Origin of the sequence: Staphylococcus caeli (assembly GCF_051413795.1) — a bacterium.
GTDB classification, from domain to species: Bacteria; Bacillota; Bacilli; order Staphylococcales; family Staphylococcaceae; genus Staphylococcus; species Staphylococcus caeli_A.
The window spans coordinates 17,728-42,443 of the sequence record NZ_JBOIRQ010000016.1; the positions used below are offsets into that span (position 1 = coordinate 17,728).

24 protein-coding genes and 1 riboswitch are annotated in these 24,716 nt (G+C 33.8%); of the genes, 5 read left to right on the plus strand and 19 right to left on the minus strand.

The window, feature by feature from the left end; all coding sequences use genetic code 11:
- Positions 1–55: 55 nt before the first annotated feature.
- The 3 genes from ACSULM_RS08995 to ACSULM_RS09005 all read right to left on the minus strand — a co-directional run bounded on the left by ACSULM_RS08995 (position 56) and on the right by ACSULM_RS09005 (position 2,998).
- The gene (locus ACSULM_RS08995) at positions 56–988 is read right to left on the minus strand and encodes a lactate/malate family dehydrogenase (RefSeq protein ID WP_436862242.1); all 933 of its coding nucleotides are present in this window, start codon (positions 986–988) and stop codon (positions 56–58) included.
- A 35-nt stretch (positions 989–1,023) separates the two neighbouring features.
- Positions 1,024–1,845, minus strand: a complete 822-nt coding sequence (locus tag ACSULM_RS09000; RefSeq protein WP_436862244.1) for a MetQ/NlpA family ABC transporter substrate-binding protein — start codon at positions 1,843–1,845, stop codon at positions 1,024–1,026.
- Positions 1,846–1,929: 84 nt separating this feature from the next.
- Positions 1,930–2,035: riboswitch (SAM riboswitch) on the minus strand.
- A gap of 207 nt (positions 2,036–2,242) precedes the next feature.
- Positions 2,243–2,998, minus strand: a complete 756-nt coding sequence (locus tag ACSULM_RS09005; RefSeq protein WP_436862246.1) for a CPBP family intramembrane glutamic endopeptidase — start codon at positions 2,996–2,998, stop codon at positions 2,243–2,245.
- A 208-nt stretch (positions 2,999–3,206) separates the two neighbouring features.
- Here ACSULM_RS09005 and panE point away from each other — a divergent pair, with 208 nt between their 5' ends.
- On the plus strand, positions 3,207–4,124 hold the full coding sequence (gene panE / locus ACSULM_RS09010) for a 2-dehydropantoate 2-reductase (RefSeq protein WP_436862248.1): 918 nt from the start codon (positions 3,207–3,209) through the stop codon (positions 4,122–4,124).
- Between the two features lie 83 nt (positions 4,125–4,207).
- Here the strand turns inward: panE and ACSULM_RS09015 are convergent, their stop codons facing one another.
- The 9 genes from ACSULM_RS09015 to ACSULM_RS09055 form a co-directional block, all read right to left on the minus strand.
- Positions 4,208–4,984, minus strand: a complete 777-nt coding sequence (locus ACSULM_RS09015; RefSeq protein WP_436862250.1) for an AraC family ligand binding domain-containing protein — start codon at positions 4,982–4,984, stop codon at positions 4,208–4,210.
- An 18-nt stretch (positions 4,985–5,002) separates the two neighbouring features.
- Positions 5,003–5,596 carry a LysE family translocator gene (locus tag ACSULM_RS09020; RefSeq protein ID WP_436862252.1) on the minus strand — a complete coding sequence of 198 codons (594 nt, stop codon included), beginning with the start codon at positions 5,594–5,596 and terminating at the stop codon, positions 5,003–5,005.
- A gap of 300 nt (positions 5,597–5,896) precedes the next feature.
- A complete protein-coding gene (locus tag ACSULM_RS09025) occupies positions 5,897–7,255 on the minus strand; it encodes a PTS ascorbate transporter subunit IIC (protein WP_436862254.1) in 1,359 nt (452 codons plus the stop codon).
- Positions 7,256–7,278: 23 nt separating this feature from the next.
- The gene (locus ACSULM_RS09030; protein WP_436862256.1) at positions 7,279–7,563 is read right to left on the minus strand and encodes a PTS sugar transporter subunit IIB; all 285 of its coding nucleotides are present in this window, start codon (positions 7,561–7,563) and stop codon (positions 7,279–7,281) included.
- 5 nt (positions 7,564–7,568) lie between these two features.
- Complete coding sequence (locus tag ACSULM_RS09035) at positions 7,569–8,009, minus strand: PTS sugar transporter subunit IIA (protein ID WP_436862258.1); 441 nt, start codon at positions 8,007–8,009, stop codon at positions 7,569–7,571.
- A gap of 17 nt (positions 8,010–8,026) precedes the next feature.
- Positions 8,027–9,967, minus strand: coding sequence for a BglG family transcription antiterminator (locus ACSULM_RS09040; protein WP_436862259.1), 1,941 nt, complete (start codon positions 9,965–9,967; stop codon positions 8,027–8,029).
- Between the two features lie 379 nt (positions 9,968–10,346).
- A complete protein-coding gene (locus ACSULM_RS09045) occupies positions 10,347–11,078 on the minus strand; it encodes an amino acid ABC transporter ATP-binding protein (RefSeq protein WP_436862260.1) in 732 nt (243 codons plus the stop codon).
- Positions 11,075–11,794 carry an amino acid ABC transporter permease gene (locus ACSULM_RS09050; protein WP_436862308.1) on the minus strand — a complete coding sequence of 240 codons (720 nt, stop codon included), beginning with the start codon at positions 11,792–11,794 and terminating at the stop codon, positions 11,075–11,077. Before ACSULM_RS09050 ends, ACSULM_RS09045 begins: the two co-directional genes overlap by 4 nt.
- Positions 11,778–12,572 (minus strand): transporter substrate-binding domain-containing protein, encoded by a 795-nt coding sequence (locus ACSULM_RS09055; RefSeq protein WP_436862262.1) that lies wholly within the window; start codon positions 12,570–12,572, stop codon positions 11,778–11,780. The genes ACSULM_RS09050 and ACSULM_RS09055 overlap by 17 nt, the downstream gene beginning before the upstream one ends.
- A gap of 444 nt (positions 12,573–13,016) precedes the next feature.
- On the opposite strand from ACSULM_RS09055, the gene ACSULM_RS09060 reads away from it, so the two are divergent.
- Together ACSULM_RS09060 and ACSULM_RS09065 are read left to right on the plus strand one after the other, a co-directional pair.
- On the plus strand, positions 13,017–13,499 hold the full coding sequence (locus ACSULM_RS09060) for a CHAP domain-containing protein (RefSeq protein WP_436862264.1): 483 nt from the start codon (positions 13,017–13,019) through the stop codon (positions 13,497–13,499).
- 78 nt (positions 13,500–13,577) lie between these two features.
- The gene (locus ACSULM_RS09065; protein ID WP_436862266.1) at positions 13,578–14,825 is read left to right on the plus strand and encodes an aminoacyltransferase; all 1,248 of its coding nucleotides are present in this window, start codon (positions 13,578–13,580) and stop codon (positions 14,823–14,825) included.
- Positions 14,826–14,962: 137 nt separating this feature from the next.
- On the opposite strand, the gene nagB is transcribed toward ACSULM_RS09065, so the two are convergent.
- Together nagB and ptsG are read right to left on the minus strand one after the other, a co-directional pair.
- A complete protein-coding gene (gene nagB / locus ACSULM_RS09070; RefSeq protein WP_436862310.1) occupies positions 14,963–15,703 on the minus strand; it encodes a glucosamine-6-phosphate deaminase in 741 nt (246 codons plus the stop codon).
- Between the two features lie 75 nt (positions 15,704–15,778).
- Complete coding sequence (gene ptsG / locus ACSULM_RS09075; RefSeq protein ID WP_436862268.1) at positions 15,779–17,317, minus strand: glucose-specific PTS transporter subunit IIBC; 1,539 nt, start codon at positions 17,315–17,317, stop codon at positions 15,779–15,781.
- 729 nt (positions 17,318–18,046) lie between these two features.
- Here ptsG and ACSULM_RS09080 point away from each other — a divergent pair.
- Positions 18,047–19,633: an L-lactate permease gene (locus tag ACSULM_RS09080; protein WP_436862270.1), complete on the plus strand. Its 1,587-nt coding sequence runs from the start codon at positions 18,047–18,049 to the stop codon at positions 19,631–19,633.
- Between the two features lie 196 nt (positions 19,634–19,829).
- A complete protein-coding gene (locus ACSULM_RS09085) occupies positions 19,830–20,489 on the plus strand; it encodes a hypothetical protein (RefSeq protein WP_436862272.1) in 660 nt (219 codons plus the stop codon).
- A 112-nt stretch (positions 20,490–20,601) separates the two neighbouring features.
- On the opposite strand, the gene ssuE is transcribed toward ACSULM_RS09085, so the two are convergent.
- The 5 genes from ssuE to ACSULM_RS09110 all read right to left on the minus strand — a co-directional run bounded on the left by ssuE (position 20,602) and on the right by ACSULM_RS09110 (position 24,712).
- Complete coding sequence (gene ssuE, locus ACSULM_RS09090) at positions 20,602–21,141, minus strand: NADPH-dependent FMN reductase (protein WP_436862274.1); 540 nt, start codon at positions 21,139–21,141, stop codon at positions 20,602–20,604.
- 186 nt (positions 21,142–21,327) lie between these two features.
- On the minus strand, positions 21,328–21,726 hold the full coding sequence (locus ACSULM_RS09095; protein ID WP_436862276.1) for a DUF1398 domain-containing protein: 399 nt from the start codon (positions 21,724–21,726) through the stop codon (positions 21,328–21,330).
- An 86-nt stretch (positions 21,727–21,812) separates the two neighbouring features.
- Positions 21,813–22,598, minus strand: a complete 786-nt coding sequence (phnX, locus tag ACSULM_RS09100; protein WP_436862277.1) for a phosphonoacetaldehyde hydrolase — start codon at positions 22,596–22,598, stop codon at positions 21,813–21,815.
- Positions 22,599–22,602: 4 nt separating this feature from the next.
- Positions 22,603–23,694: a 2-aminoethylphosphonate--pyruvate transaminase gene (gene phnW / locus ACSULM_RS09105; RefSeq protein ID WP_436862279.1), complete on the minus strand. Its 1,092-nt coding sequence runs from the start codon at positions 23,692–23,694 to the stop codon at positions 22,603–22,605.
- A 16-nt stretch (positions 23,695–23,710) separates the two neighbouring features.
- A complete protein-coding gene (locus ACSULM_RS09110) occupies positions 23,711–24,712 on the minus strand; it encodes an extracellular solute-binding protein (protein ID WP_436862281.1) in 1,002 nt (333 codons plus the stop codon).
- Positions 24,713–24,716: the final 4 nt, after the last annotated feature.

A 24,716-nucleotide genomic window follows, 5' to 3' on the forward strand; every position in this document is an offset into this window, starting at 1 on the left:
AAAGCACCCATACAAAAGCATAGTGCTCATGCATGGGTGCTCATTGATATCTAAATTAACTGCGTGCCGTGTGTATCGTTTGCTTAATATAAGTGTAAGCCTCTTGAAGTTGCTGACGTTCTTGTTCATCTAACGTAATCGCATATCTCTGCACAATTCCCGTTTCATCTACCAATGTAGGCAAACTATAAGCGCCATCCGTCAGACCGTATTCTGAACTCACAGATGTTAGTGGCACAATCGTGCGTTGATTGAGTGCCATCGATTGTATCAGTTGTATCGTCACACGTGATATCGCTGCATTCGTCCAACCTTTTTGATAAAAAACATCCATCGACACTTGATTAATAATCGACGTTATATGAGCTTGATCTAATTTTGGACTATTACTCAATGTTTCAAACTCAGCTAAATCCATCCCATGAATGCGAACTTTACTCCACACTGGCACTGCATGTGTACCATGTTCTCCAATGACAAATGCTTCAACATTTTTAGGGTCCACTTGGTAATGGTTGGCAATAATTGTTTTAAACCTTGATGTCTCTAATGCCGTTCCCGTTCCGATAATTTTATTTAAAGGATACCCGACTTCGTTAGCAATATATACCATTGAATCAACTGGATTTGAAATTAAAATTATGCGCGCATTTTGAGTAACAGCAGCAATTTGAGTCATCACATTTTTTATGATTGAATAATTACCTTGAGCTAATAATGTACGGTCACCATTATTGATATCCGTCGGTTCACTCGCGGCGATAACGATAAAATCAGCATCTGCTAAATCTTGATAAACACCGCTTCGAATTTTGATGTGTGCTGTGTTGGTTAAACCTTGTGCATGACTATGGTCCAACGCTTCTCCACTTGCCACATTTTCTCTATCATCAATTAGTATTATTTCTGAGAACAAATTCAACTGTTGTACATCCGTTAGTACTTGTGTACCGACTTTGCCTAAACCTATAATCCCTAGTTTTGACATAAATACATCTCCTTCTTAAATCATCGGTCTACATTCTATTTATTTTCGTAAGGAATCACATCTTTACCATATTTCTTTTTAATAAATTGTTTCATATCCTCTGACTGTAATACTTTAATCAATTCTTGATATTTCTTGTCGTCTTTATGACCTTTTTGCACAGCTAATATATTAGCAAATGGCGATGATTCTGTTTCACTGATAATCGCATCTTTATGTGGCGTCAAACCATTATCTAATGCATAATTAGAATTCATAATAACTGCCGCGCCTTCTTTACTTTCATACGTTTTAGGTAAGAACTCGGCACCTTGTTTATTGTTAAATTTCAAGTCTTTTTTGTTTTCAACGATATCTTCAAATTTTGCGTCTTCGATGCTGACTCCTTTCTTAATTTTTATTAAACCTTTATCTACAAAAAATGATAAGAAGCGACCTTCTTCAGCAGGATTATTTGAAACATAAATTGTCGATCCTTTAGGTATATCTTCTATATTTTTATATTTCTTACTATAAACACCCATTGGCGTTGTAAATACTTTGCCCACTTCTTCAATATTATACTTATGGTCAGCTTTTTCAGCTTTTAAATATGGCGTATGCTGGAAAAAGTTCGCATCAACGTCCCCTTTATCTAACAATTTATTCGGCACTTTATAATCATTCACAGTCTTAACTTCTAGGTCATACCCTTTCTTTTTCATTTCTTCCTTCGCATGTTTCAACACTTCGCCATGTGGTGCTGGTGAAGCTGCAACCGTGATTTTCTTGTCATCACCTTTACTATTTGAACCACCACAAGCTGCTAGGATAATCGTTAATACTAATAATGAACCAAATGCAATCAATTTCTTCATTTTATACTCGCCCCTTCATCATTTTAGAACTATTACTATGTAAAAAAACTTCCTCTTAATAATTTTAGAGAAAGTTCACACCTTCTCTCATCTCCAAAAGTTCAATAACTTTTTGTGAATTAGCACCATTTCGTTCAACGACGGTTGCTGGGTTTCATCGGGCACGTCCCTCCACCTCTCTTGATAAGAGTAAATTTATGTAATTGTAATGCTTATATCCTAGCATTATGCTCACATTTAGTCAATGAATTTTTAGAAAATTCCAAATAATATCTTTGTAGTTATTGTTGCCAACACTAACAATGGCCGAGCCAACAATTGTCGGATCGACCTATATATATCGTTTGATTTTTAATTCAATCAGCTACTGCCTAATTGAAAAACATACTACGCTTAGTTATGTAATGATTGTTATAATATATGCAAACAAATTATTCATTGCATGCAATGCGATCGCTGTAGCAAGGCTGCGTTGCGTTTTTAAATATACATAGACAATGCCGACTGCAATAACGATATACATCACGATTTCCAGTGGCGACTTTGCTGAAGTGACATGCAATGATGCAAATATAAGCACAGAAACGACCGACATAACAATAAAGTTGAATTTCTTTCCTAATTCGCCAATAAGCAAGTACCTAAATAAGAATTCTTCTGTAACTGGTGCAATAATCACAATCGTAAAAAATGACAATGCAATAGCTAATGGCGATTGATACATACTTTCAATCAACTTATCATTCTGTGTTTGTTCAAACTTCCATTGTTCAGGTGCAAATATATCGACAAGAGTTGGATAAATTGCATTAAAAACAAACATAATAATAAAAGTAACACCGATGAGTTTCCAATGACGTTTTATATTCTGAAACCCTTGATACAACTGCTGCTTAAAGCTCTTTCTGTGAAACAACATCCAAAATCCAAATATAATAAGAAAGCTTACTATTTCTAAAGTGACTGTTGCGACATCTGATAAGCCGACATTAAAACTATCCGTCCCTTTGCCCTGTACTTCATTGATAACAATCAGAGTTGTCATAATTAACATAGAAAGTACGAAATTACCTACAAAATAAATCAAAGGTAAGAAAAAATCCCGGCCGTTAATATCTTTCCATCGATACTGATGCTGATTTCTAAATGTCATATGCTTCCTCCTTACATATCATATGGGTTACTACTATTTTGCACAAATTGTATTGTTTCAAAACATATTATAGTTAAAATAATTAATTTTTTGTTCGTTTTACATTTTTAATTTTAGTGTCACATGCGTATGTGGTATTACATTGTGGTATAAATAAATAAATAAATAAATAAATCAAATTCACATCATGTACAAGGAGATGTTGTTATTGCGTATTTTAGTATTAGGTGCAGGTGGTATCGGAGGTTATTTTGGTGGTCGTTTGGCTGAAAACGGACAGGATGTCACTTTTTTAGTTAGACCTAAGCGTAAAGCTTATTTAGATCAAAATGGATTAACGATCCAAAGTAAACAAGGCGATTGTCAACTAAAGCCACAATTAATCACCAAAGAAGCACGCGTTGAACCCTTCGATGTTATTCTACTTTCTTCCAAAGCCTATCATTTAGATCAAGCCATCGAAGATTTAAAACCTTTCGTAAATGAAAGTACGGTTATCATCCCATTATTAAATGGTGTTGCACATATACCAAGACTACAGTCTGAATTTGGCAAATCACACATTATGGGCGGATACTGTGTAATTGAAACGACATTAGATAGTCAAGGCGAAGTTGTTCAAGCGAGTCCATTTGATAAACTCTTTTTTGGTGAATTAGATGGTAGCGAAAGTGCTCGTGCTAAAGCAATTGCCGATGCATTTTCAGGAACAAAAGCCTCCTTTAAATTATCGAATCAAATCGAACAGGGAATGTGGCAAAAATATCTCATGATTACCGTATTATCAAGCATCACAACACTGATGCACGCACCTATCGGACCTATAAGAGATAGCGATGGTGGCACTAAATTTGTCCGTGACCTCTATGATGAGACGGCAGCAATTATGCATGCACATACTGCACCATTAGCAGACGACATTATCGAGCAGTATATGGAAGCTTTCGAACAATTATCTTATCATTTCAAAACTTCTATGCAACGTGATATGGAGAAAGGCTTAAATATTGAAACAGATCATTTACAAGGCTACTTATTAGATTTAGCTGAACATTATCAATTGGATGCCTCATTACTTCGTTGTGTTTATCAGCACCATAGAGTATATAAAGAAATGTTGAAGTAATATTCATATAGTGAAAAATAAAAAGAGCGCAATCGCTTAAAATGCATAACAAAGCGATTGTGCTCTTTTCTAATATAGAAAGTTTATTTAAGTTTGGACATAAATTGAAATGCTGTCACACCATATCGATATTTAAACACTTTATTTAAATGTGCTAAATCGACAAATCCACATTCAGTGACTGCCAAATAAACATCTTTCGTACGTTCTATGATTTGTTTCGCAACTTCTGTCTTATAATTAATATAATATTGATAAGGCGTAATACCTATCTGACTTTTAAAAAATCTTATAAACTGAAATTTTGATAATTGAAGTTCTTTGCAAATGTATTCTAATTTAAATGTATCAGCAACACTGCTTTTAATAATATCTTTCGCTAACCTTAGCTTCACATGATCTACGTCCGATTTCTCATAGTATGTATCAATTTTTAAACTATCGACAAGATTCTGAAATTGTTCATAACAAATGGCTTCAGAAGACTCATTAAAGATAGAATGAGCTAACTGCAAGACATGATGTGCAATTTTTTCATTATAAATAATTGGGTCTTGAAATTGAACGATATCCTTTAAGTTTGTCGCTTCTAGCAATTGCTCTGGCTTAATATAGAGCATCGCATATTCTAATCCCTCTTCACCATTAGACATCCCATCATGGTTCTCTTCAGGATTAAAAAACATCACACCATTTTGAAAAGACTGCCGCTTCTCGCCCTTCAAATGATATCCTTGTATGCCTTTTAACGTTACACCAATACTGTATTCTTGATGCGCATGTTTTTTATAAGCAAAATCATCCATTTTTGCACTTAATGCCGTTATGCCTATAGCATTTTTAAATTTAAATTCGTTCATCCGCCCACGCCCTTAATATTATAACCATACCATTACAGCAGCATATAATAAAAATAGTGACATTGTAACATTTACGAGTAGCTCATGATTTTGTAAAAATGATTTTAACATTGTGCCAAAAACAATCCATATACTAAACGAAAACAATGCAATGATTGAAATAACCATAACATAAATGACAACAATTGGTATAGACGGATGTCCCATCAATACAAAGGTTGGAATAACCGTCATTGTAAAAGTGATTACTTTAGGATTTAAAAACTGTAAGTTGAATCCTGCTTTAAAAGTTCCGATATTACTATGTTCTGGTTTATCACTATGTTCTGGTTTATCACTATGTTTTTTAAAAAGTGTATAGATGAGATATAGCATATATAAACTACCTATTACTTTCATAACGAATAATAAACTGGGCATGATAACAGCAAAAAATGTATTCAGTATTGTAGAAATGATGAGCAATAAAGTAAATGCAGTGATTGCCCCATAGGTATACTGGACACCACCCTTAAACCCTTTATTTTTAATCGTATTTAAAATATCTATATTCGTTGGTCCTGGCGTAACAGTTACCAAAAAAGTATAAATTAAAAAAGACACTACATTCATTGTGACGCACCTCGTTCATCTTTGTTTATTCATACTATTATATTGATAACTGGAATAACCATATAGTACATTATTGCAGTAATTCTGTTGTACTAGTTTATAAGACTATTTTTAATAAGTTTAATTTCTATGCGTTAGAGTTGAAACAGCACAAAATTCAACGGAAAGTCATAAAAATAACCCTATACAAATTAATGTATAGAGTTTGTCATTATAATAAAGTAATTTGATTTACGGATTAGCATAACCATTTTACAAATCAACAATCAACGTATTCATATCACACATACTTGCATTCTATTATGATTCTTTAACTTGTTCGTCATCGGAACGTTTTTGTAGCATAATCGCCACAATTGTAAGCACAAGGACTAGTATCACAATGCCTATCAATCCGAGGAATTTCGCTACATTACCAAAGACAATACCTACAACTAAAAAGTCAGTATCTGAGAATGTTGTAGCTGCTCCACCTAAATCTCCTAAAAATGGCAAGAAGAGTAACGGTAAAAACGTAATCAATAAACCATTTAGTGCAGATCCTGCTACTGCACCTTTGATACCACCACGTGCATTACCAAAGACCCCAGCGGTAGCACCCAGGAAGAAGTGCGCAACTACACCTGGAAGTATAACTACACCACCAAATAAGAATAAGACAAACATGCCAATCACGCCCACGATAAAGCTTACGAAAAACCCTATAAGCACTGCATTTTGTGCATAAGGAAAGACAATCGGACAGTCTAAAGCTGGTTTCGTATTTGGCACCAATTTTTCTGAAATACCTTTAAATGCTGGAACAATTTCTGCAAGAATTAATCTAACACCAGTCAAAATAATAAACACACCTGCAGCAAACGTCACACCTTGTATAAGTGAAAATACAATAAAATTCTGACCATTACTAATTTCTGCATGTACATAATGTGGACCAGCAAATAATGCTGCTACAAAATATAATAAAGTCATCGTTAATGAAATACTAATTGTACTTTCTCTTAGAAAACTCAGACCTTTTGGAAAGTTAATTTCTTCTGTAGATTTAGATTTTCCTTTAAATAACTTTCCTATTTCTCCCGCTGCCCAGTAACTTATTGTTCCAAAATGTCCCAATGCTACTTGGTTATTCCCCGTAATTTTCTGCATCGTTGGATGAGCCAATGCCGGTAAAATCGCCATAATCAAGCCTAGAATTATAGCACCAATAATCACTGTCATCGTTCCTGTGATATGGCCAACTGATAATAATATGGCTAAAAATGCAGCCATATAAAACGTATGATGTCCTGTTAAAAATATATATTTCAAGTTCGTAATACGCGCAACTATAATATTAACAATCATTCCGAACACCATAATTAACGCTGCTGTTGTACCATACTGTTCTAATGCAATTGAAATAATCGCTTCGTTATTAGGAACGACACCTTGCACACCAAAAGCATGTTGGAATATCTTACCAAACGGTTCTAAAGATTGTGTAACAACATTTGCGCCTGCACTTAATACTAAAAATCCTAGTATTGTTTTGATAGTTCCCGATGTAATATCTGTCGCAGATTTTTTCTGCATGATTAAACCAATCAATGCGATTAAAGCCACTAATATGGCTGGTTGCCTTAAAATATCAACAATAAAATCTAGTATGGGTTTCATATGACGCCCTCCTTATACACATTTTATAAAATATTTAACTCACTCAATTTTTCATTAAGTTTAGTTTGTAATTCTTCTTTATCTAAAATATTGTCTAAAACAATCACATCGCCTAAGTTCTTCGTATTTTCTTCTAAATCTCTGCCACAAATGAATAAATCTGCCATGTCTGGGCTCGCACTCATTACGTCACTATGTTCTACTTTAATATCTGATGGTGCATTTAAATTTTTCAAAGCTTCTTGTGCATTCATTTCAACCATAAAACTACTTCCTAAACCGTGACCACATACAACTAATATTTTCATAATTATCATTCTCCTTGTATTATATTTATAATTTCTTCAGCAGTTTGTGCTGTTAATAATTTATTTACTGTCTCTTGATTTCCTAAAATTGTCGCTAGATTTCTTAATATAGCTAAATGTGCTTCATTATCAATTGCACTGAGTACAAAAATAAGTGACGCATAATGACCATCTTCAGAAAAGTTAATATGATGATTGAGCTTCAATAAACTTAAGCCAACTTGTTTCACATCATCATTTGGTCTTGCATGTGCAATTGCAATTTCTGGTGCAATTACAATATATGGGCCTAATTGTTTCACACTATCAATCATGGCCTTAATATAGCTTTCTTCAAAATAGTCTTGCTTTAACAATGGTTGGGCAGCCAGATTAATGGCTTGTTCCCAGTCATCTACTTGATCAACTACTTGAACTTTATCTGCTGATAGCGTCTCCAAACTCATTTATACCTACCTCCTTATTACTGACTTATATTTTTAATATCCATCATCATGGCATCCTTATCACCAGAAAGCATTGTTTCCCTTGCCTCACTATCCATGATTAATTCGCTCAACTGACGTAATGCATTCAAATGAACTTGAGGTTGTTTTGTTGCTAATGTAATAATCACTTTCACAGGATCGTATGCCTCATGCGAAAAATGTACGCCTTCTTTAAAATGTATTAAGCTAAAACCGACCGATTGCCTAACATAATCATGATTTGCATGTATGAGTGCAATATGTGGGCTAATCACCATATATGGTCCAAACGCTTCCAATTGTTGAATAATCGCGGTTGTATACTGCTCATCTACAACACTCTCACTAACAAGTAATGAGACACTTTGCTTAATTGCATCATCTCTATTTTGCGCAACTTGTTGCGTTACTAATCTTGATTCAGGTAACACTTGAGCCAGTGTTGGTCCGGTTCCACGAACTTCATTAACATATTTTTCCCTTGATAGGTTAACTATGTTGTTTAATTGTTTACGATCTTCTTGGTTTAAAAATGGTGTAACATTAATGACTGGTACCGTTGTTTGTTGAAACGGGACGGTAGATATGATGTAATCGACACCTTCATGTTTTAAAGCCTTTTCATCTATTTCATATATTGAATATGCATCTACAACATCTAATTCAGGATAAATGTGTCGAATTCGACTTTTAAGTAACTGTGATGTACCGATACCTGAGCCACATAACAACACAACTTTTATTTTCGGTGCATTTTTGGTTGAAATACGCTCAATTGCTGATGCAAAATGTAAAACAATATACGTCAGTTCATCTTCATTAAAATGAATTTGATAATTTTCTTCGATGCCCCATAAATGATGTTCAAGTGCTGTTACCAACTGTCTATATTGCTTTATAATTTCTAATTTCAATGGGTTTTCATGTGTCATATCAAACTTTAACCTATGAAGTGCAGGTCTTAAATGCACTATTAAACCCGTATGCAATTTCGTATCAGACATTAAGTCCAATCCCAGAGCCCCACTCATTCTCTCAATTAACTGTGCTACTAAAATCTCCAAATCATCTACCTCATCATCTAGCTGAATAGTCTCTGAAGTTTTTGCGCCTAGTAAATGCAGCGTTATAAATGCCGCTTCACTTTTAGGGAAATGGATTTGAAATGTTTCTTCCAAACTATTTTTAATTTGAAGTGCAATCTCAAACTGTTCAGTGGATTGTAGTTTTTCATATTCTTTATGCGGTATTTCAAATACAAAGGCCTCATTCACCCTGTGAATTGCTATCATAATATGATAAATCAATCCATCAATCGCACTTTGTACGAATTGATAATTCGCGTTTTTCAATGCAGTCGTGACGCATAATCGAATCTGTTCTAATTCGTATGCAGAAAACATATGATGTCCTATTTGATGCGTGTGTGTTTGAAAATATTCATGTACCATTTCTGCATAACCTTTACGATATGCATGTTCTGAGCCTTCTATAACAAAGCCTTTATTTTTCTTATACACAAGTGTTAAACCATGTTGCTCTAACCACTGTTGCACAGCTTTTAAATCTTCAACAATCGTTCTTCTTGTAACAGAAACCATTGTTGCCAACGTTTGTGAAGAAGTTGGTGCTTTTGTTTCAAAAAGTTTTAAAGTAATATATAAAATGCGTTCCTGCTTTGAGTAATGAATGGCATTCGTATATTGCTTAGGTTCGTATTGTAGGAACTGACCGGTCGGAGAAGTCATTTTGATACCATCATGTTTATTTCTCTGAATCTCTAAATCCAATGTTCGGGCCATATCTTCAATATATTCAAGGTCATATTGAATCGTTCTTTCAGAAACATTGAACTGTGTTGCTAAATGATGAATTTGTACAAAACTTGCACGTTCATTCAAGAACATTACTATATGAAACTGACGTCTACTTAACATATGAGCAACCTCCTCACGTTTTAATTGTAACTGCTTTCTTTAAATGGTGGATGTGTAATCTTTTGCGTCTAATAATACGAAAAGTTGCACATCTGATAAAAAATCATTATATTTTCAAATTATAATGTGTTATAGGAATTATTTATAGCAATTAATATTAATTATTTTGATAAAGACATAAGTGTATACAAGATATCAAAAGTGTAAGCAAAATTACCTTAGTCTCACTTTTTAAGTACCTATACATTCACTAGACCAGTTAATATAATTACATTAACAAATATGATGTCATTAAATTCAATGCTAATTACAACACAGAAATAAAAAAAAACTAGAACAACATCAGTTGTCCTAGCTTTTCTTTCATATAATCATTATCTTAAACTTCACGAATCATATTTAAAAATCTTTGTAATTCTGCAGTTTGTGGATGATTAAATATTTGTTCTGGCGCACCAGATTCTCCAATTACACCATCATGCAGGAAGACAATTTTATTCGACACTTCTTTGGCAAAGCGCATTTCATGCGTCACAATAATCATTGTCATACCTTCATTTGCTAAATCTTTGATGACGCGAAGTACATCATTTACTAATTCTGGATCCAGTGCAGAAGTTGGCTCATCAAACAGCATTACTTTTGGATTCATGGCTAATGCCCGTGCAATCGCCACACGTTGTTGCTGTCCGCCTGACAAGGCACTCGGTCTTTGATCCTTCACTGCTGTTAAATCTACTTTTTCTAACAAAGCCAACGCTTGTTGTTCCGCTTCATTTTTCTTCACTTTTTTAACAGTGATTAACCCTTCCATGACATTTTCCAATGCTGTTTTATGTGGAAATAAATTATAGCTTTGGAATACCATACCGGATTGTTTACGCACTTTAATTTGTGATTTTTTGTCTTTATTACTATAGGTTTCACCATTTACATAAACGACACCTTCAGTTGGTAATTCTAATGCATTAATCATTCTTAGTAATGTCGTCTTACCTGAGCCTGAACGCCCAATAAACGTTACAACCTCACCTTGATTTACTTTTAAATCAATGCCGTTAATAACTACTTTATCATTAAATGATTTTTTAATATTTTTCAACTCAATCATGAACGATACCCTCTTTCAAGATAAGATTCATAGAAGTTTTGCACGATTGAAATAATAAAACATACAACCCAATACATTAGTGCTACGAGTAAATAGATCGTTAGATATTCATATGTCGTCGATGCAACTTCTTGTGCTTTTCTAAACATTTCAGCTACAAGAATAAAACCAAGTAATGACGTATCTTTAATTAAACTTAAAAACGTGTTGCCTAAGGCAGGTACAGAAACTCTAATTGCTTGTGGCAGAATAATACGTTGTATCGTTTGGCGATAATTCATACCTATAGAATATGCTGCTTCCGTTTGACCTTTAGGAATAGACATAATCCCACCACGTATGATTTCTGAAGCATATGCTCCAACGTTTAATGACAAACCTATAATAGCTGCTATAACTGGTGCTAACGTCCATTGATTATCAGAGTTATTCGTCAGTAATCTACCGAGTTCAGGAATACCGTAAAAGATAATGAATAATTGAACAATCATCGGTGTGCCTCTAATGATTGAAATATAAAAACGTGCAATCCCTCTTAAAATACGACTCGTAGATATACGCATTAATGCAGTCATTAGCGCAATTACTAAACCTAAGACAAATGTTATTAATGTAATAGGTATTGAAAATTTCACTAACCCCTCAAGCATCGGTGCAAATGCTTGGCCTGCTGCATCTAAGGCATGTTGCTGTTCTGAATTAAGACTTAGAAACATCTTCGCCAAACCATTTCTTACTTATTTTCGCTAATTCACCATTATCTTTTAATTTTTTCATAGCTTTGTTTACTTTTTTAATTGTTGCATCGTCTTCTTTTTTATTAAATGTCAATGCCGATTGACTCTTCTCAGCATTACCTTCAATTGCTTTCACTTTAGCATTTGGTTTTTGCTTTTTATAATCTAAATATGAAATATTGTCGTTAAATGTACCTTCAACACGGTTAGATTGTAATAAATCCATCGCTTGGTTGAATCCATCTACTTTCGTCATTTCTGCACCTTTAGATTTTGCTAATTTACCATAATTTGAAGTGAATGTTTGCGCTAAATTTTTCCCTTTAACATCATCGAAAGATTTAATATCTTTATTATTTTTGTTTACTACTAATACAGCTTTAGAATACGTATATGGTTCTGAGAATTTATATTTTGCTTTACGTTCATCATTGATACCTACTTGGTTTGCGATCACGTTAAAGCGTCCAGAATCTAAACCAGCAAACATAGAATCCCACTGTGTCTCTTTAAATTCAACTTTATAATCCATTTCTTTTGCGACTGCTTTCATGACATCAATATCATAACCTGTGAGCTTATCTTTTTTATCATGGAATGAAAATGGAGCATATGTCCCTTCAGTCCCTACCACAAATTTTTTACTTTCACTTGCTGTTTTATTTTTACTATCTTTGTTATCGGAACTGCCATTACCACATGCTGCAAGTCCAACTACTAGAATTAATGTAAGTATTGTTAATAATGTTTTTTTCATTTGCCCAACCTCTATCCTTATTCTTATTATTCTTATCGGAATAAAAATAGTTTATGCCTATCCCTCGATTTAGTCAATAACTTTTTTAATGTATTTGAATTTTATTTTTGTTTTCAGGTCACCTATTTATTAAAATAAAGTTTATTTACTTTTTTTAAATTCCACAAATAAAGTTCGATTTATCGACAAAATGTTGTTTTCAAAAAAGATTTATATTGTATTAACTAAAATGGCTTTTTAGAGTTTAGCACGTTTGCTCTAATCGTTGTCTTTATCGTTATTATCTAGTGTTAATTTCAAACAACATTCAAAACATTAATTTTAGTCGAAAAATAAATTTAAATAAATACGAGTATTTATAATTTATTTTTTAAAATTACTATTGAATATATTTCTAAGGATAACTATTCTTGAACTATGGATCTAGTAGTAAGGAGACGAAAAATGAACATCAAGAAAATTACATCATGTATTTTATTAGTATCCTTATTTTTTACGTGTGTACCAAACTTTGAATTAGGACCATTTAAAGCAAGTCACCACCAATTACTTGCAGCTGAAATTGATAAATATCCTAGACCAATAAAAAAACAACAAGCAAATTACCATTGGAAAAATAATTGTACTTGGTATGTTCATAATAGAAGAAACCAAATAAAACGTTATCTTCCATCTAGCTTCACTCACGCAAAAAATTGGCTGATAGAAGCGCAAAGGGCAGGATTCTCAACAGGTAGAAAACCACTAGTCGGTGCAGTAATGCAAACAAGTAGTGGCGGTGGCGGTTATGGTCATGTTGCATTTGTCGAAAAAGTTTACAGTAATGGAAGTATAAAAATTTCCGAATATAATTATAATGTGAGATTGGGCTATGGCACTAGAACATTAACAAAATCTCAAGCTTCAAAATATAACTATATTTATTAAACTTATTAAACTTACTAGATCCTTGGAAGCCTAGAGCGTATTCTGGGCTTCTATATATTATAGAAATAGGTGAATAGTATGAGATTTTGTAATTTAACTATTGAGGAATTTGAAGCATTTACTAATAAAAGCTTTGTACATTATACCCAATCTTCTTTACATTATAAGTATCGTCTTAAACATAAAAAGGATGTACATTTAGTGGGAGTAAAAAAAGATAATAAAGTCATTGCTGCATGTTTATTGACTGAAGCTAGGGCGTTTAAATTTTTTACTTATTTTTATTCACATAGAGGGCCAGTATTAGATTATGCTAATATTGAATTAGTAAAGTTCTTTTTTAGCCAATTGATTGTATATTTAAAGCAATCAAACGCGCTATTTGCATTAATCGATCCTTATATCTTAGAAAACATAAGAAATACTGAAGGAAAAATTCTCAAACACTTTAATAACAATATTATTAGAGAAATATTAAAAAATATCGGATATCAACACCAAGGTTTTAGTATTGGTTATTCTGATACAAGTCAAATTAGATGGCTCTCCGTTCTGGATTTAAAAAATAAAAGTGAAGATATCATTTTAAAAGAAATGGATTATCAAACTAGAAGAAATATAAAAAAATCATTAGAAATGGGAGTAGAAATTAGAACGCTAGATATTTCTGAAACTGATACTTTTTTCAAATTATTTCAAATGGCTGAAGAAAAACACAATTTCAAATTTAGAGATATGCCTTACTTTGAAGAAATGCAAAAAATATACTATAAAAATTCCGAACTAAAATTAGCTTTTATTAACCTTGAAAATTACATAAAGAATTTAACAAAATTTAAAAATAATATTGAACTAGAAATTGTAAGTACGCGAAAAAAGCTACAATCAAATCACAATATTAAAAAAAATGAAAATAAATTAAAACAACTTGAACAACAAAAAGCAAGTTATGAAAATAAAATTGATTCCTCTTCTGATTTGATGGCCAATGAAGGACGTATTCTAAATTTAGCATCTGCTTTCTATATTTACACGAAAGACGAGATTTACTATTTATCTAGTGGTTCTAATCCTAAATATAATCAATTTTTAGGATCATATCGAATTCAATGGGAAATGATTCAATTTGCTATAAAACATAATATCCCACGCTATAATTTTTATGGCATTACTGGTGATTTTAGCTCCGATGCTGAAGATTATGGAGTACAACAATTTAAAAAAGGGTTCAATGCATATGTTGAAGAATATATAGGAGACTTTATAATACCTATCAATAAACCAATGTATAAATTATATTTACTAAAAAATAAATTCAAACAATAAATCTACTGTGTTTAAATCGACTCATAAAAAAATTAGGCTAAGACAATAAATAATGTCTCAGCCTAATTTTTGTTTTACTATGACTAATTGAAATAAAAAATATTGCAATATTCACAGAACTTAATCATTAATATATACTACTCACCTACTTGGCTAAATCTATAAATCTCATCATCAACCACAACTTCTACATTCGGATGTTGTTGCAGTATAGATGCAGGTAGCGATTCAGTAATGTCACCATTTAACATTTGTTGCACTGCTTCTTTTTTATTACTACCAAACGCAAATAAAATGATACGTTTTGCGCGCATAATTGATGCTAATCCCATAGAAATCGCTTGTTTTGGAACGTCTTCAATATTCTCAAAATAATGGCTATTGGCTTTGATTGTTGATGGCGTCAAATCTACAACCCTCGTCACACTCTCAAATGATGAATCAGGTTCGTTAAATCCAATATGACCATTTTCACCAATTCCCAAAATTTGAATATCTGCTGGTCCTACTTCGTTAAGTAACTGTTCATAATTTAAGCATTCTTGCTCAACATCTGCTGCATCACCATCAGGTAAATGAATCTGATCTTTACGCCATCCCTTATTATGATCAAACAAGCGCTCATTCATATAGACATGATAGCTTTGATGATGATCTGCTGAAAGTCCTACATATTCATCTAAATTAAAGGTCTTAACATTTGTTACATCGATTTGATTGATATTGATGAGTTCCGATAAATGCTCGTAAACCTCAACCATCGTATTACCTGTCGCTAGTCCTAATACAGTGTCAGGTTTATGTTTCATTTGTTTCAATAGTTCTGTCGCTACGTACTGGCTCCCAACCGTACGATTTTTTAAATTCATAACATCCATTTTCATCATTCCACCTATACTCCCTCTACTCTTTTTTTATAATCTGAAGACCTATGTGTTGAAATTTGAGTTTATTTAATTATTTTCACTTTCTAGCAATTCTTCTACTTCATTTTTAATCGTAGTAACGTGCGGGCCGTAAATAACCTGTACGCCATTCCCTTTTTGAATCACACCACGTGCTTCTGTAGATTCCAACATTGCCTTATCGACATCTTTATCTGTATTCAAAGTGACGCGAAGTCTTGTCGCACAACAATCGACCACATCAATATTTTCTTTACCGCCTAAAGCACTAACAATTGTCTTTGCACGATCAGTTGCATCAACAGTTTCTACTGTCTCAGTATCTTCACGACCTGGTGTTTTGAAATTAAATTTCGTAATTAAAAATCTAAAGATGACATAATACAGAATAAACCAAACAATACCAATTGGAATTATCCACAAGTAGTTTGTCTTTGCATTACCTTGTAAGACACCAAACAGTAGAAAATCAATAAAGCCACCACTAAATGTTTGACCTACTGTTATATTGAAAATATCTGCCATCATAAATGCCAAGCCATCTAATAATGCATGAATCACATACAATATCGGCGCAACAAATAAGAAACTAAATTCTAATGGTTCTGTAATACCTGTTAAAAACGATGTCAATGCTGCAGAAAGCATCAATCCACCAACAACCTTTTTCCGCTCAGGTTTGGCAGTGTGGTAAATTGCTAAAGCTGCACCACATAAACCAAACATCATTGTGATAAATCTGCCAGACATATAACGTGAAACACCATTGAAGTATTTCGTTACATCAGGATCACCCAGTTGCGCAAAAAAGATATTTTGCGTACCTTGCACCATATGACCCTTAACTTCCAATGTACCTCCCAAAGCTGTTTGCCAAAATGGTAAATAGAAAATGTGATGAAGACCAAAAGGTCCTAATAACCTTAATATAAATCCATAGAAAAATGTCCCAATGACGCCCGTCTTATCTACAATACCACCAACGCCAAATATCCATCCTTGTACTGTTGGCCATACAAAGAACATCACGACGCCCAATACGATAGATGAAATCGCCGTAATAATAGGGACAAAACGTGATCCACCAAAAAATCCAAGGTATGCCGGTAGTGATATTTTATGGAACTTATTATGTAACAGCGCTGTCATAATACCTGTGATAATCCCACCAAACACACCTGTTTCTACTGTTTGAATTCCTAGAACCATACTTTGCCCATCTTCAGCTAAATTACCTTTAGCTAATGTATCTGTAATCGTTAGTAATCCATTCATTGAAGCGTTCATTATTAAGAAACCAAGCATCGCTGCAAGTCCTGCAGTTCCTTTATCGCTTTTTGCTAATCCAATCGCTACCCCCACAGCAAAGATGACTGGAAGATTCTGAAAGACAATGTTTCCAGCTGCTGACATTAAGATAAAGATATTTTGTAAAAATGCAATATCTAGTACAGGATAAGCTTTAATTGTATTCGGATTGCTCAACGCCCCACCAATCCCTAGTAATAAACCTGCTGCAGGTAAAATTGCTATCGGCAACATGAAGGATTTTCCAAATTGTTGGGCTTTTTCAAACAATTTACTCATATTCAATGACCTCCTATTTAACTTAAATATACAGTCAAAGAAAATATTAATCAATATAATTTTTAGTAGTGAAAATAATTTTCAAACACTGATGAATTTCTCTTTATTTCAAGTTTTAAATCATCATTAATTATAGTTATGATCGTTCAAAGTGTGTACATTCATTTATAATTATTATTTGATCATTTCCTCGCATACAATAATGTATATTTTTGCTGCATTTACGCATTATAAATTTCTGAAAACAAACACTTACGCAGGTTTTATTTTAAGTTATGCGTTACCCAACTTTTAAAGCATAATCTGTTGTAAATTAAGTATGTAACATCAATCCCATGGAGGTGAATTGTTATGTTTAAAGAAATTATTGCTGTCATTAAACAAATCGTTGCACAATTTGTATCAGGCGGCTTCCAAGAAAAATAAAACGTCCCACCCCACCTCATAATTTCATAATCATCCCTTAATGAAAGTGAATGAATCATTCGTCGATGCACATTCATTTCAAGCCTATTAGATACCCCCTTATATCTAATAGGCTTTTTCATTTGCTTTAAACTCATTTTCATCTTCCCTCAAATAAGTCAGTTCTATTACATATTTTACTAAAAATGATTGTTTCTTTATTTTGTATCTATTTAAGATTGAAATTTTAAATGATACCGATTACAATAAATATTATTTAGTCATCATATGACTTGATGAATTATTTGGGAGGCGTTATCTAACATGCTATTAGTTGCTTTGAGTGCAGTTATTGTACCATTCATTTTTCTTGTTTTACTTCGCATGTCAGCTTTAAAAGGAATGATTATTAGCGCAGTTGTTGTCACATGCTTAGCTATTTTTATTTGGGGAATGAAGGGCAATGTGATTATAGCTTCTATATTACAGGGCACACATAAAACATTTACCATATTGTATATTTTGTTTGGTGCACTTGTATTACTCAATACATTACGCCAAACAGGTGCTGTAACACGTATCAATGATGGATTCAAAAAGATTTCTGCAGATATGCGTGTACAAGTTATTATCGTTGCTTTCTTATTCGGTTCATTGATTGAAGGTGCATCTGGATTTGGCACACCAGCCATGGTAACTGCACCACTCATGGTGGCACTTGGTTTCAGACCGATGATTGCTGTTACTACAGCTTTGATTTCAGATAGTGTTGCTGTCTCATTTGGCGCAGTTGGCACACCTGTACTCGTAGGACTTAGTACTTTAAAAGATGCAGATAATAGTTTCTTTCAAACTACTGCCGAGCGTATCACAACGTTAGACTTTTTAAGTGGCATTTTTATTCCAATTATTTTAATTATTACTATGGTTATCTTTTTTGGTAAAAAGAACAAATTGAAGTCTATTATTGAAATCTTGCCATGGATTGCGCTTATCGGCATTGTTTATGTTACTGCTTCATTTGCATATGCATTTTTATTCGGACCTGAGTTCGTTGCAATTTTAGGTTCATTAACAGGACTTATAGTAGCCGTTGTCACTGCGAGCAAAGGATGGTTATTGCCAAAAAGTGAATGGAAAGAAGGCTTAGACGAGACATATAAAGTGACAACTGTCGAACAATCGATGCCTCTACTCACTGCGTGGGCACCGTACTTAATGGTGGTTGCACTTTTGCTACTTACTAGAACCGTACCTAGTATCAAACATTTTACTACACATGTATTAGACTTTTCTTGGTCTAATATCTTAGGCTTTAGTTCTATTTCATCAGATTGGCAATTACTCTATTCACCAGGTACAATTTTGATACTTTCAGCAATATTTGCCATTCTTATTCAAAGAAAGCCATTTCGTGATATTTCACGTGCAAGTATTCAATCTTTAAACACCATAAAAACAACAGGTATTACACTCATCGCAACACTTGCAATGGTCCATGTATTTATCAACTCAGGCATCAATGCGCATGATTTAATCAGCATGCCTGAATACATTGCCAAAAATATGGCTACATATTTAGGCCCCGTTTGGCTATTTGTTGCTCCGTTTTTAGGTGCACTAGGCTCATTCATTACAGGCAGTGCTACTGTTTCAACATTGACATTTTCACCAATACAGTTGAACATTGCCAATGCCATTGGTGCAGACCCATATACTATCCTGGCAGCACAAATCATTGGTGCAGCTGCAGGTAATATGATATGCGTACACAATGTCGTCGCTGTTTGCGCAGTCGTCAATATGCCAGGTAAGGAAGGCAGTGTCATTAGAAAAACACTTGGTCCAGCACTACTCTATTGTTTATTAGTTGGTGTTAGTGCATACCTTATGACTTTGATATTCTTTTAATTTATTATTTAAGAAAATGTGGATTAGGTTGAGACACGATGAACGTTTCGGCCGATTCACATTTTTTTATTTTACATGGGCTTCCGTAGTCTCAAAATGTCTAGCAATGTAAAATATTATCATCATCATTGTTATTCTGATAAAGTACAGTTAAAATACTGTTAAATCAAGTACAACATGGGGATGGGATGTACATATGAAATTTGAAAGTATCACATTATTAACTTCAGAATTTGAAGATACATTACAGTTTTATGAAGAAATATTAGAATGTCCTGTAATATCAATGAATGCCAATATGTTCACCGTGCAAATTGGGGAAACCGCATTACAATTTTGTAGAACCACTGATAATGAGCAACCTCATTATCATTTTGCCATCGATATTCCATATAATCATTTTTACGATATCAAAGCACATTTTCAAAATATTTTATTTTTATCTATGGAAAATGGACAACATTCAGCATACTTTGAAGCATTTACTGCGCACGCGATTTATTTCAATGATCCATCAGGAAATATTGTTGAATTAATTGCACGCGTGTCAAACATGACCGACGAACCTGAATTTTGTAGAATAAGTGAAATTGGATTTGTCTGTAATGAAAGTCAAAAAGTTTACCAAGCGCTATTAGATTACAATATAACTACATATCAAGACGCAGCATTTTCTCCACAGCATTTAAACTTTTTGGGCGATAAAGAAGAAGAAAGTTATATTTTACTTACACCCGAAGGCAGGCGTTGGTACTTTTCTGATAAAAATGCTGAAGCTTATCCTATTACGATACAAACGCAGACATTCTGCTTATCCTATGATGCAGACGATCAATGGCATCTATCATCTATCTAATGTATATCAGTAATCAACCACTTGTTTTACAATCTATTAAACGCGAAAAACCTTCTCTCATATTTCATAAGAGAAGGTTTTTATATTTAAATGCTATTTATGAAACAACATTTCATTCAGTTACTTGCGACTTATCACTCACAAATTTTTTCAACGTTTTATTCAAACCGTCTTCAGCCTCTTGGTCATAGTAATACGTACCATCCTCATTGGCAGTAATATGTTTATCTAAAATAAATCTGCCTTTATGAATTGTATCTGCACCTAATTCCTTAATAACTGGGTCAAGACTGTATTGAATAGCTAATACATGTGCAAAGGTACCTCCTAGTGCTAACGGCAATACCGTCTTACCAGTAAATGCGCCTCTCGGTAGTAAATCGAGATACGTTTTTACAATACCTGAATATGCTGCTTTAAATACAGGTGAAACAATGATAATACCATCCGCATTTTCTATTGTGCGGTGTGTCTCATTAATCATTTCATTTGAAAAATCAGCTGTAATTAGCGCTTGAGCGTCTAATTGATGTACATGAATGACCTCAGTATCAATACCAACCTGATTCAAGTATTGTTCTGCGTAATTAACGACGCCAGTCAATCGAGACTTCAGTTTATTACCACCAGCTATAATCGCTACACTTGCCATGTAAAAATCCCCTTTCAACACTCAATCATTGTAATGTGTTAGAGGTGCGCGCAATTTCGACATGCGGACACTTTTAATAATTTAATTGAGTTGCTTATAAAATATCTACTTTCCCTACCGTATCATCAATGGCACACAGTGTCATAAGAAACGGCTTAATATCCTATAAAAACACTCGAATTTAAATTACTGGGGAATATATTCTGTAATTACGGCATTATTACCCAAATCAATGTAGGCACATGTGCCTGCTGAAAGATCAATTTCCCATTTATATATGCCTGCTTGAGCCATTTCTTCACAAAATGTTGGAAAGTCCGTTTCACCTGCTTGATGGCGACGCAAAATGTCTTGAATTTGTGTCTTGTCTGAAGTATCGGCAATGGGTTGGCTACTTTTAATACCTTCATCTACAATTTTTGTACCATCTTTATGTGTATATGTCGTCGTGCCTTCCTGTATATTAACCGTGTTAAAAGCCATGTCCATATTTTTAAATGCCTTAAATAATTTCGGAAAATCCACACCTGTAAATTGTGCATGTGCTTGATGAATTGATGCCTTTGAAAAAGTTGAAAAGTCCATCCTCATTACTCCTTAAGTGATTATTACTAATCATCATAAGCTTAAAACATATATTCAACAAGCATTTCCTGCAATGTTGTTGATTTCTAATTATTATTAAGACGATCTAAAAGTTGTGGTAATTGAGTAATATCTTCAAGAATATAATCGGCTTGATGTTGCTTAAATGTATTGGTTGCTTGTTCAATATAAGTTTGACGATCACCTTCCGACAAATCAGACCATTGTTGCTCATTCAAACCTACTACCGAGCTACCCTTAATTACACCTACTGCAATCACACCTGCATTAACTGCTTCTTTAATATCTGAAACTGTATCGCCAACCTTGATCACAGATTTTACAGAATCTATTTCAAGTTCTTTCATATTTTCAAAAATCATATATGGATATGGTCTACCATAGCCACCTACTTGATCCGCCGTAACAATATTATCTGGACTATATCCTTTACTTTTCGCTTCTGGAATCACAATCTCCATCATTTCTTGTGTATATCCTGTTGTTGAACCTATAACATAACCGTGTTGTTGTAAATTAGCCACTACATCAACCACATGTGGAATCGGATCAGTAAATGATTTTAAATTTTCCATAAGTGCCTTTTCGAAATTTGCATATAAGGTGTCAATATCTTTTTCATTAGGTACTACGCCGTATACATCTTTCCACGCTTGATTAATGCGAGGCATCTCAGTCATTACTTTAATATGATCTCTTTTCAACATACCCATAGGCGCTCTTGCCTCATCAATAGTTACTGAAACGCCTGCTTCATTAAAAATGTCTACAAATACATTTACAGGTGCAAAACAACCAAAATCAATCGTCGTACCTGCCCAATCCATAATAATTGCTTTAATCTTAGTCATATAATTAATACTCCTCCGTTTGATATGTTTTAATATGTTGCATTAACTTTTCAAAATCTTCACGATGTAAATCGCCGATATTGCCAATCCTAAATGACGGAGTGTCCATTAATTTCCCGGGATATAATACAAATTGCTGTTGTTTCATGTAATCATAAAAATCATCAAAGTCAAAGTGCTCATTAGGATATAGAAATGTCGTAATGATAGGTGATTGATATTGAGACTCTACGTATGGCATAAATCCTAACTTCCTCATTGATTGAATGACATATTGGTTATTAGTTGCATACCTTTGATGACGTGCCTCAACGCCACCTTCTTGTTCTAATTCTGTGATAGCCTGGTGAAATGCAGCAACAACATGTGTCGGTGAAGTAAAGCGCCACTTTCCACTGTCTTTCATAGCCACCCATTGTGCGTATAAATCGAGTGATACACTTTGAGCATTTCCTTTAGTAGACTTGATTGCTTCGGTTTTAGCGATGACAAATCCGAAACCAGGTACGCCTTGTATACATTTGTTCGCACTACTAATTAAATAATCAATACCTAGCCTTTCTACATCAATTGGAACACCACCAAAGCTGCTCATAGCATCAACAATCACTTTTTTATCAAAACGTTGCGCTAAGTCACAAATTGCTTCAAGCGGGTTTAAAATTCCTGTCGTTGTTTCACAATGTACCATAGCAATATGTGTAATCGTTGGTGTCGTTTCTAGAATATGGCGCACTTCAGATATATCAGGTATTTCATTATAAGGTACGTTTAATTCAGTAACTTGCCTTCCTGTATGATGTGCCATTTCTAACATGCGTTTACCATATGCACCATTGCTAACAATTAGAATATGATCATCTTTCGATAACGCCGTTTGTAAGACGCTCTCTACGACAAAACTACCACTACCTTGTTGCAATACTGTTGTATAGTTATCAGAACTTACATTGGCAATATCTAGTAAACTTTGGCGAATTTGTTGTGTCAGTGTTTTATACGCATCATCCCAAGTACAACGATCTTCCAACATTGTTGCTTTCACCGTATCTGTCGTCGTTAAAGGTCCAGGGGTCAATAACTTATATTGTTCCATTTAAATTTCTCCTATTCTATTGAGTTTGAACTTCCTTTTTAGCTTGTTTAAATATTTCTTGATGTTGATCTAACAAATCAATGGTCAATCGGCCGTTCCATTTTTTAGGATATTTAGGTTGTTGCGCTTTAGAGACAGACTCACCTTTATATAATGGAACTGGGTATTGTTTTAATAAATCTTCACGTCCATATTTTTGAATGACTTGTACCATTGCTTCAGCTTTACGCTCTTTTTCCCCACCCTTGTTAACGACTGCTGCCGCTTCTACTAGAGAGAAATTCCCTTCTTGAGGATCAATATGACGTATGGGTTTGCCATTCTTTTCCGCATCTATTGCCTGTGCACGCAGTCCAATGCCAATCGCCGCTTCTCCTGATTCCACTTTTTTTAGTGGTCCTGAGCCAGAACTTTCGAGATGTGGTCCTACATTATTTAATAATTGTGTCAATATTTTTTGACCATCTTGTTTACCGTATTGATCTAGAATGCTCTGAATGACAAGCCAACCTGTAGATGAATCTATAACATTAGGCATAGCTACTTGATTTTTATATTCTGGTTTTGTTAAGTCTTTTATGGATTTTGGTGCTTTCAATCCTCTATCTTTTAAAGCCTCTGTGTTAATAAAAACTGCGCCCATATTTCCTAATAATGGCGTAATATAATCTGGGTATTTGTCTTGCGTTGCTTTATGATGTTTTATATTTTTAAACATATGATGCTCTTTTTGCGCACTCTCCAAGTAATACGTTGCTTGTGTTACTATGTCTGCCTCAATGTTTGTGCCTTCTGCCATCATTTTTCCACCTAATTCAGCAGTAGATTGTGGCTGAATAATGTATTCTCCCTTATATCCATGGTTATCCAATGATTGTTCCATTACTGCAATTGCCTCTTCATCCGCATTAGTTGAGATGACTACTTTATCTGTAGAAGACCCAAGTCCAAAATAGGAGAAATATAGTAAAACAAGTGCAACAATACTAAGCAAAATCACTTTTATTTTTATACTCATAGTA

Coding starts and splice junctions, on each gene's coding strand:
- ACSULM_RS08995 (WP_436862242.1), bottom strand. CDS start 988: ATGTCAAAACTAGGGATTATAGGTTTAGGCAAAGTCGGTACACAAGTA.
- ACSULM_RS09000 (WP_436862244.1), bottom strand. CDS start 1,845: ATGAAGAAATTGATTGCATTTGGTTCATTATTAGTATTAACGATTATC.
- ACSULM_RS09005 (WP_436862246.1), bottom strand. CDS start 2,998: ATGACATTTAGAAATCAGCATCAGTATCGATGGAAAGATATTAACGGC.
- ACSULM_RS09015 (WP_436862250.1), bottom strand. CDS start 4,984: ATGAACGAATTTAAATTTAAAAATGCTATAGGCATAACGGCATTAAGT.
- ACSULM_RS09020 (WP_436862252.1), bottom strand. CDS start 5,596: ATGAATGTAGTGTCTTTTTTAATTTATACTTTTTTGGTAACTGTTACG.
- ACSULM_RS09025 (WP_436862254.1), bottom strand. CDS start 7,255: ATGAAACCCATACTAGATTTTATTGTTGATATTTTAAGGCAACCAGCC.
- ACSULM_RS09030 (WP_436862256.1), bottom strand. CDS start 7,563: ATGAAAATATTAGTTGTATGTGGTCACGGTTTAGGAAGTAGTTTTATG.
- ACSULM_RS09035 (WP_436862258.1), bottom strand. CDS start 8,009: ATGAGTTTGGAGACGCTATCAGCAGATAAAGTTCAAGTAGTTGATCAA.
- ACSULM_RS09040 (WP_436862259.1), bottom strand. CDS start 9,967: ATGTTAAGTAGACGTCAGTTTCATATAGTAATGTTCTTGAATGAACGT.
- ACSULM_RS09045 (WP_436862260.1), bottom strand. CDS start 11,078: ATGATTGAGTTGAAAAATATTAAAAAATCATTTAATGATAAAGTAGTT.
- ACSULM_RS09050 (WP_436862308.1), bottom strand. CDS start 11,794: ATGTTTCTAAGTCTTAATTCAGAACAGCAACATGCCTTAGATGCAGCA.
- ACSULM_RS09055 (WP_436862262.1), bottom strand. CDS start 12,572: ATGAAAAAAACATTATTAACAATACTTACATTAATTCTAGTAGTTGGA.
- ACSULM_RS09060 (WP_436862264.1), top strand. CDS start 13,017: ATGAACATCAAGAAAATTACATCATGTATTTTATTAGTATCCTTATTT.
- ACSULM_RS09065 (WP_436862266.1), top strand. CDS start 13,578: ATGAGATTTTGTAATTTAACTATTGAGGAATTTGAAGCATTTACTAAT.
- nagB (WP_436862310.1), bottom strand. CDS start 15,703: ATGGATGTTATGAATTTAAAAAATCGTACGGTTGGGAGCCAGTACGTA.
- ptsG (WP_436862268.1), bottom strand. CDS start 17,317: ATGAGTAAATTGTTTGAAAAAGCCCAACAATTTGGAAAATCCTTCATG.
- ACSULM_RS09080 (WP_436862270.1), top strand. CDS start 18,047: ATGCTATTAGTTGCTTTGAGTGCAGTTATTGTACCATTCATTTTTCTT.
- ACSULM_RS09085 (WP_436862272.1), top strand. CDS start 19,830: ATGAAATTTGAAAGTATCACATTATTAACTTCAGAATTTGAAGATACA.
- ssuE (WP_436862274.1), bottom strand. CDS start 21,141: ATGGCAAGTGTAGCGATTATAGCTGGTGGTAATAAACTGAAGTCTCGA.
- ACSULM_RS09095 (WP_436862276.1), bottom strand. CDS start 21,726: ATGGACTTTTCAACTTTTTCAAAGGCATCAATTCATCAAGCACATGCA.
- phnX (WP_436862277.1), bottom strand. CDS start 22,598: ATGACTAAGATTAAAGCAATTATTATGGATTGGGCAGGTACGACGATT.
- phnW (WP_436862279.1), bottom strand. CDS start 23,694: ATGGAACAATATAAGTTATTGACCCCTGGACCTTTAACGACGACAGAT.
- ACSULM_RS09110 (WP_436862281.1), bottom strand. CDS start 24,712: ATGAGTATAAAAATAAAAGTGATTTTGCTTAGTATTGTTGCACTTGTT.